At 59.8% G+C, this 7784-nt stretch carries 11 protein-coding genes and 1 pseudogene; 10 read left to right on the forward strand and 2 right to left on the reverse strand.

Annotation, left to right across the window (positions count from 1 at the left end; translation table 11 throughout):
• Positions 1-226, forward strand: a 226-nt coding sequence (locus FEM54_RS18715; RefSeq protein WP_138452422.1) for a hypothetical protein, incomplete at its 5' end; no start/stop codon positions are given.
• Positions 227-235: 9 nt separating this feature from the next.
• On the opposite strand, the gene FEM54_RS18720 is transcribed toward FEM54_RS18715, so the two are convergent.
• On the reverse strand, positions 236-466 hold the full coding sequence (locus FEM54_RS18720) for a hypothetical protein (RefSeq protein WP_017135491.1): 231 nt from the start codon (positions 464-466) through the stop codon (positions 236-238).
• A 210-nt stretch (positions 467-676) separates the two neighbouring features.
• Complete coding sequence (locus FEM54_RS18725) at positions 677-1027, reverse strand: hypothetical protein (RefSeq protein ID WP_065929976.1); 351 nt, start codon at positions 1025-1027, stop codon at positions 677-679.
• A gap of 213 nt (positions 1028-1240) precedes the next feature.
• On the opposite strand from FEM54_RS18725, the gene FEM54_RS18730 reads away from it, so the two are divergent.
• From FEM54_RS18730 to FEM54_RS18765, 9 genes and pseudogenes are all read left to right on the forward strand, one after another.
• Positions 1241-1543, forward strand: a complete 303-nt coding sequence (locus tag FEM54_RS18730) for a DUF1883 domain-containing protein (protein WP_003173824.1) — start codon at positions 1241-1243, stop codon at positions 1541-1543.
• 26 nt (positions 1544-1569) lie between these two features.
• Positions 1570-1728 (forward strand): hypothetical protein, encoded by a 159-nt coding sequence (locus tag FEM54_RS34065; RefSeq protein ID WP_017135489.1) that lies wholly within the window; start codon positions 1570-1572, stop codon positions 1726-1728.
• 3 nt (positions 1729-1731) lie between these two features.
• Positions 1732-2397, forward strand: coding sequence for a DNA oxidative demethylase AlkB (gene alkB / locus FEM54_RS18735; protein WP_099549866.1), 666 nt, complete (start codon positions 1732-1734; stop codon positions 2395-2397).
• 75 nt (positions 2398-2472) lie between these two features.
• Positions 2473-3525, forward strand: coding sequence for a bifunctional DNA-binding transcriptional regulator/O6-methylguanine-DNA methyltransferase Ada (ada, locus tag FEM54_RS18740; RefSeq protein ID WP_138452423.1), 1053 nt, complete (start codon positions 2473-2475; stop codon positions 3523-3525).
• Positions 3526-3805: 280 nt separating this feature from the next.
• A complete protein-coding gene (locus FEM54_RS18745) occupies positions 3806-4870 on the forward strand; it encodes an NAD(P)H-dependent flavin oxidoreductase (RefSeq protein ID WP_138452424.1) in 1065 nt (354 codons plus the stop codon).
• A gap of 113 nt (positions 4871-4983) precedes the next feature.
• Positions 4984-5757 carry a molybdate ABC transporter substrate-binding protein gene (gene modA / locus FEM54_RS18750; RefSeq protein ID WP_138452425.1) on the forward strand — a complete coding sequence of 258 codons (774 nt, stop codon included), beginning with the start codon at positions 4984-4986 and terminating at the stop codon, positions 5755-5757.
• A gap of 2 nt (positions 5758-5759) precedes the next feature.
• Complete coding sequence (gene modB / locus FEM54_RS18755; RefSeq protein WP_138452427.1) at positions 5760-6440, forward strand: molybdate ABC transporter permease subunit; 681 nt, start codon at positions 5760-5762, stop codon at positions 6438-6440.
• A gap of 5 nt (positions 6441-6445) precedes the next feature.
• Complete coding sequence (gene modC, locus FEM54_RS18760) at positions 6446-7525, forward strand: molybdenum ABC transporter ATP-binding protein (protein ID WP_138452429.1); 1080 nt, start codon at positions 6446-6448, stop codon at positions 7523-7525.
• A 74-nt stretch (positions 7526-7599) separates the two neighbouring features.
• Positions 7600-7784 (forward strand): annotated as a pseudogene (locus tag FEM54_RS18765) (DNA topoisomerase IB); the annotation flags it as partial.

Raw genomic sequence — 7784 nt, forward strand, 5'->3', positions numbered from 1 at the left:
GTCCGACACCTACCTGAAAAACGGCGAGCAAGGCCTGACCATCGACTGCTCGGGCGAGGCCAATTCATGGGCCAGTTGCTACGAAAAAGCTGACGCTTCGTGTGCGGGCACCGGTTACCGCATCGTCGGCACCGAAGGTACGCCGGCACTCAAGGAGAGCGACAAGACCCTGGGCAAAGACGTAGGCAACTTCAAGAGCCGCAGCGTCGTCGTGGTGTGCAAGTAATACTGCGTACTACAGATGAACCTCGGCGAACTTGAGCCCCAGGCCACGCAAGGTCTCGATCAGGTCATCCAGGCGCGGGAATGACTCAACCTCATCCTGATCGTCGACCAGAAAGTAACTGCGGCCGCCGCTCTTCTTGAAAAATACGATCCACTCGCCCAGGTCGGCGGGGTTCTGGATAACATGGGTGGCCGATATTTGGCCTTCGGCATGTCGGGCTTTGACGTGTTCTCGTTTCATGACGGGCTTTCCAGGAAGGACTAATGCCGCGCAAACTCAAAGTTTGAGCGGCATCTTTGCATTGAATGGCCGACAGTTTAACGGATGCCCTGCCCGATCAGCACTCCCTCTACAAGCGACAACACCCGAATAAACGCAAAAAAAAGCCTGACGCTGCAACGGCAGGGTCAGGCTTTTTTATCGGGTTCAGTACGCGGATAAACCAAAGGCTCAGCCGGAGATGCAATCCTCCCCGGCTTTCTTGATGTCGCCTGGGCGAATCGGCACATTTGACATACTTTCATAGAGCTTGATACTGCTGCCGCTGGAGCGCTCTTCGATCTCGAAGATCGCCGAAGGGTCGGCCGAGAATTTCTGCGGAACAATCACCTGTACACCGTCCTTATGCGGCTCAATCTGCGGCGGCCGACGCGTCGCCTCCAGTTTTCGGACCACACAGGCAGCATATTCAGGCGGTTTTTTGCCTGAAATAACCACCAGGGTTGGCGGGGTCTGCTTGATATCTGCAACCGAAGCACATCCACCTAACGCCAAGGCCAGAACCAACACACTCCACTTCATACTTAAACCTCCGATAAAGACCCTACGACCGCGAAGAGAGGAAATTTCTCCCGCCCATGTGGGATTTATCTCTGAAAACTTGGGAAATAACTGTTTTAAATTGTCGAAGTCGTCGACGACGACCCGATAATAATCGCGTCAGGGCTGATAAACTCTATCTTAACCTACGTATCATTCTGATTTTTCAGAAAAAGCCCTTCTGGAGACACCCCCATGAAATTCATCCACCAGCGCGAGCACCTCAACGAGGGCGACATCGTTGTCATCGAATGCTCGCAGACCTGCAACATTCGCCTGATGAGCGATGCCAATTTCCGCAGTTTCAAGAACGGTGGCCGCCACACTTACCACGGCGGCGCGTTCGACAAATTCCCGGCAAAAATCACCGCACCCAGCACCGGGTTCTGGAACATTACCCTGGATGTGGTCACGCGCCGCGCCATCAGCGTGACCCGCAAACCTGCGTTGTCCCACAAGATTCGCATTGTTCGCCGCACCAGCACCAAACTGAGCTGAGCCGAACCCTCGACAGGAAAACCGCTGTGACTAAATACGTTATGAAGTACAAGCTCAATGGCGAACGTCGCTTTGAATTCGCCCTGCTGCAATCGGGAAGCGTTGAAGAAGCCAAAGAAGCCCTGGCAAAAATCCACGATGCCACCGATGAAATCACCGACATCACCGTGAGCAAGGCCCTGTAACCCATGCCAGGCCCGACGGCTGATCTGTTCGCTGAGGATGCCTTGCAGCAACCGGCGGGGCGCGAGCAGATTGGCGAAGAGTCCTACGTACTCAGGGGCTTCGCCCTGCCATGGATTGAACGCCTGCTGCCTGAACTGCGACGGGTGTTGGCCCAATCGCCGTTTCGACAAATGGTCACACCCGGCGGCTTCACCATGTCGGCCGCACTCAGCAGTTGCGGCACATTGGGTTGGACCACCGACAGCACCGGCTACCGCTACAGCCCGATTGACCCCCGCAATCAGCAGCCCTGGCCGGCTATGCCCGAAACGCTGCGTGAACTGGCCACGCTTGCCGCAGCCGAAGCTGGCTTCAGCGCATTTGCCCCGGATGCCTGCCTGATCAACCGCTATGTGCCGGGCGCCAAGATGTCCCTGCATCAGGATAAAAACGAACGCGCCTATAGTGCCCCTGTGGTTTCAGTCTCTCTGGGCCTGCCGGCGATCTTCCTGTTTGGCGGCCATGAGCGCAGCAGCAAAACTCAAAAAGTTTCACTGTTCCACGGCGACGTGGTGGTCTGGGGCGGCGTCGATCGCTTGCGTTTTCATGGGGTGATGCCGATTAAAGAGGGCGTGCATCCGGTCACGGGCCCGCAGCGCATCAACCTGACCTTTCGCACCGCTGGCTAATTTGACCGCAAGCTTCAGAGTGCCGGCCATCTGCAACGCGGTTAATCTGGCCGTGATCCGTCAAGAGTGCAGGCCATGACCACCGAACAAGACCCCCGCTGGGCCGCCATCGTCGCCCGTGATGCCAAGGCTGACGCCCTGTTTGTCTATGGCGTTAAAACCACCGGCGTGTATTGCCGCCCCAGCAGCGCCTCGCGATTGCCACGCCCGGAGAACATCGAATTCTTCGACACCCCTGCCCAGGCTGAAGCGGCGGGTTATCGCCCAAGCAAACGCGCGGCCGGCGACCAGACTCAATTGGCGGCCCTCCACGCCCAACGGGTGGCCGAGGCGTGCCGGCAGATCGAGCAGGCCGAAACCGCGCCCAGCCTGGAAGCACTCGCCAGTGGCGCCGGGCTGAGTTCATTCCATTTTCATCGCATATTCAAAGCGGTGACCGGCCTGACGCCCAAGGGATATGCCAGTGCCCTGCGTTCGCGCAAAGTTCGCCACGGCCTCAAGGGCGAGCATTCAGTGACCGATGCGTTGTATGACGCGGGCTTTAATTCCAACAGCCGCTTTTATGAATCAGCCAACCGACTGCTCGGCATGAAGCCCAGCGACTACAAAGCCGGCGGCACCAACAGCACGATTTTGTTTGCCGTGGGCCAATGTTCACTTGGGGCGATTCTGGTGGCGCAAAGCCAACGCGGCGTGTGTGCGATTTTATTGGGCGATGACCCGGACACCTTACTGCGCGACCTGCAAGACCAGTTCCCCAAAGCCGAACTGGTCGGCGCAGATCATGAGTTCGAACAATTGATCGCCCAGGTCGTGGGTTTTATCGAAGCCCCTGCCCTGGGGTTGAATTTACCCCTGGACCTGCGCGGCACCGCCTTTCAGGAACGGGTGTGGCAGGCACTGCGCGACATCCCGGTGGGCAGCACCGCCAGCTACGCGCAGATTGCTGTGCAGATCGGCGCGCCCAAATCGTTTCGCGCGGTGGCCCAGGCCTGTGGCGCCAACAGCCTGGCGGTGGCGATTCCCTGCCACCGCGTGGTGCGCAGTGACGGCGCGTTGTCGGGCTACCGCTGGGGCGTAGAGCGCAAGCGGCAACTGCTGGAGCGCGAACAGTCGGTGAAACGCTAGCGAACACCGATACACACCAGCGCCACATCGTCAGCCTGATACATTTCGAATGTCAGTCACAAAGACAGCCTCACGCTGTACCCGGCGTTCCAGGCGTTTTTTCAAGGCCACGCAGGCGACAACGCGAACACCGGGAGCATCCATGCGGTGTTGGGGCACGCCATCGACGCATGGCAGCGCACGAAATTACCCCCTCGTCCAGTGAATAAAACAGACTGGCCGGGTGCCAATGGCCCTGTTAAAACAGCGCAAAGTCTTATTCACGCTGGAGACGCATCCCATGAGCACCTGGCCAGACACCCGAATTCTCGACCTGCTGGGCATCGACGTGCCTATCATCCAGGCCCCGATGGCCGGCGCCACCACCACAGCGATGGTCATCGCCGCCAATCAAGCCGGCGCCTTGGGCTCGATGCCCGCCGCAGCGCTGAGCATCGAGCAACTGCGCGATGCCTTGAACACCATTCGCCAGGCCAGCGCGAGCCCGATCAACGTCAATTTCTTCTGCCATCAACCGCCAGCAGCTGATAACGCGCGTGACCACCGTTGGAAAACGTTGCTGGAGCCCTACTACCGCGAGCTGGGCGCTGATTTTGATGCACTAACACCGGTGTCCAACCGTGCGCCGTTCGACGAAGCCGCCTGCAAAGTCGTCGAAGAATTTCGCCCCGAGGTGGTGAGTTTTCACTTTGGGCTACCGGAAAAAGCCTTGCTCGACCGGGTAAAAGCCACCGGCGCCAAGGTGCTGTCCTCGGCCACCACCGTTGAAGAAGCCATTTGGCTCGAACAGCATGGCTGCGATGCAATCATCGCGATGGGCATTGAAGCCGGTGGGCACCGAGGGATTTTCCTCAGTGACGACCTCGACACCCAAATCGGCTTGATGGCGCTGTTGCCGCAAATTGTCGACGCGGTGAAGGTGCCGGTGATCGCCGCAGGCGGCGTTGGCGATGCACGCGGCATCGTCGCGGCATTGGCCCTGGGTGCCTCGGCCGTGCAAATCGGCACTGCGTACCTGTTTACTCCCGAAGCCAATGTCAGCGTGTCCCACCACTATGCCTTGCGCCATGCCCAGGCCAGCGAAACCGCGCTGACCAACCTGTTCACCGGCCGCCCGGCGCGCGGCATCGTCAACCGGGTGATGCGCGAACTCGGTGCGATCAACCCGTCTGCCCCCGCATTCCCCACTGCCGGCGGCGCCTTGATGCCGCTCAAGGCCAAGGATGAAGCCGGCTTCAGCAACTTGTGGGCAGGCCAGGCGCTGCGTCTGGGTAGAGATATTTCTACGTATGACTTGACCCGCCAGTTGGCCGAACAGGTGCTGGCCAAGATCAAGCGCCACTGACACTTGGGGCAACTTTGCACTGTACCGGCAATGGCCAACCGCTATATATTCCCATACATAGCGGTAAAGCCTTCTACCTATAACAAGCCGTACAACCCCCAAGGAGCTGCTTCATGACGATCCGCGCCTCACGCCTGGCCCCTACTGCCCTGGCCACCCTGATTGCCGCTTTTACTTTTGGCTCAGCCCACGCCGATGAAGTCCAGGTGGCTGTCGCCGCCAACTTCACCGCGCCGATCCAGGCGATTGCTGCCGATTTCGAAAAAGACACCGGCCACAAATTGGTAGCCGCCTACGGCGCTACCGGCCAGTTCTATACCCAGATCAAGAACGGTGCGCCGTTCGAAGTGTTCCTCAGCGCCGATGACACCACCCCGCAAAAACTTGAAACCGAAGGCGATACGGTCAAAGGTTCGCGCTTCACCTACGCAGTCGGCACCCTGGCGCTGTGGTCGGCCAAAGAAGGTTACGTGGATGCCAAAGGCGAGATGCTGAAGAAAAACGACTTCAAACACCTGTCCATCGCCAACCCGAAAGCGGCACCTTATGGCCTGGCGGCCACTCAAGTGCTGGCTAAAGAAGGCTTGACCGAGCAGGTCAAGGACAAGCTGGTCGAAGGCCAGAACATCACCCAGGCGTATCAGTTCGTGTCCACCGGCAACGCCGAGCTGGGCTTTGTGGCGCTGTCGCAGATCTACAAGGACGGCAAGGTCACCAGCGGCTCGGCGTGGATCGTCCCGGCGGCCATGCACGACCCGATCAAACAAGACGCGGTCATCCTCAACAAGGGCAAGGACAGCGCTGCCGCCAAAGCCTTGGTTGAATACCTCAAGGGGCCAAAAGCCGCTGCCGTGATCAAGTCCTACGGTTACGAGCTGGCTAACTGAATATGACGCTGTCGAGTGCCGATTTTTCCGCCATCTGGTTGACCATCAAACTGGCGTCACTGACGACTGTGATCCTGCTGATCATCGGCACTCCGATCGCCCTGTGGCTGTCGCGCACCCACTCCTGGTGGCGCGGCCCCATAGGCGCGATTGTCGCGTTGCCGTTGGTGTTGCCACCGACGGTCATCGGCTTTTACCTGTTGTTGACCATGGGGCCCAACGGCTACTTCGGCCAGTTGACCCAATGGCTGGGCCTGGGCACCCTGACCTTCAGCTTCGCCGGGCTGGTGATCGGCTCGGTGATCTATTCCATGCCGTTTGTGGTGCAGCCGTTGCAAAATGCCTTCTCCGCCATCGGCACGCGCCCATTGGAAGTGGCGGCGACGCTGCGTGCCAACCCATGGGACACGTTTTTCACGGTGATCCTGCCCCTGGCGCGCCCCGGCTTTATCACCGCCTCGATTCTTGGCTTTGCCCACACTGTCGGTGAGTTCGGCGTGGTGCTGATGATCGGCGGCAATATCCCCAACAAAACCCGCGTGGTCTCAGTGCAGATCTACGACCACGTCGAAGCCATGGAATATGCCCAGGCCCACTGGCTGGCCGGCTCCATGGTGGTGTTCGCTTTTCTCGTATTGCTGGCGCTCTATTCCAGCCGTAAAACCAAGATGGGCTGGAGCTGACCGCAATGATTGAAGTACGCCTGAACGTGAAGTACCCAGGCTTCGCCCTGGACGTGGACCTGCACCTGCCCGGCCGTGGCGTGACCGCGCTCTACGGGCATTCCGGCTCAGGCAAGACCACTTGCCTGCGCTGTATCGCCGGGCTTGAGCGCGCTGAAGACGGGTTTATCCAGGTCAACGAAGAGGTCTGGCAAGACAGCCGTAACGGCGTGTTTGTGCCGCCGCATAAGCGCGCACTGGGGTATGTGTTCCAGGAAGCGAGTCTGTTTCCCCACCTGTCGGTGCGTGCCAACCTGGAGTTCGGCCTCAAGCGTATTGCCCGCCCGCTTCGCCGTGTGGACATGGCCCAGGCCGCCGAACTGCTGGGCATTGGCCACTTGCTTGAACGCCACCCGCAGCACTTGTCCGGCGGCGAACGCCAGCGCGTCGGCATCGCCCGCGCATTGCTCACCAGCCCGCAGTTGTTGTTGATGGATGAGCCGCTCGCGGCCCTGGACAGCAAGCGCAAAAGCGAGATCCTGCCCTACCTCGAACGCCTGCACGATGAGTTGGATATTCCGGTGCTGTACGTCAGCCATGCCCAGGATGAAGTGGCGCGCCTGGCCGATCACATCGTGCTATTAAGCGACGGCAAGGCGCTGGCCAGCGGCCCCATCGGCGAAACCCTGGCTCGCCTGGACTTGCCGATGGCGCTCGGCGATGACGCCGGCGTGGTCATCAATGGCAGCGTGATTGCCTACGATGAACACTATCAACTGCTCACCCTGCAATTGCCCGACAGCCCGTTGCAAATGCGCGTGGCTCATGCACCGCTGGCGCTGGGCCAACCGTTGCGGGTCAAGGTGCAAGCACGCGACGTCAGCCTCAGCCTGCACGCCGAAGAAGCCAGCAGCATCCTCAACCGCTTGCCGGTGACGGTCACCCAGGAAATAGCGGCGGACAACAGCGCCCACGTGCTGGTGCGCCTGGATGCCGGCGGTACGCCACTGCTGGCGAGGATTACCCGCTTCTCCCGCGACCAACTGCACCTGCATCCGGGCCAGGTGTTGTGGGCGCAAATCAAGGCGGTGGCCGTACTGGCGTAAGTATTTGGCACGCGCGCAAAACCCTGCGGTCAATCAGGTATACCGGCCTGATCTGTTGCCAAGGAACTTGCACCATGCCCGACTCTGCGCTGCCTGCCGACCTGCCCCGCGACCTGCATTATGTTGACGACACCCAACCCGGCATCCGCCGTAAAAAACTGCGCGGCACGTTTCAGTATCTCGACCCCAAAGGCCAGCGCATCACCGATGCCGATGAAATCAAGCGCCTGAATGCGTTGGCCGTGCCACCGGCCTACAC

Origin of the sequence: Pseudomonas edaphica (assembly GCF_005863185.1) — a bacterium.
GTDB lineage: Bacteria > Pseudomonadota > Gammaproteobacteria > Pseudomonadales > Pseudomonadaceae > Aquipseudomonas > Aquipseudomonas edaphica.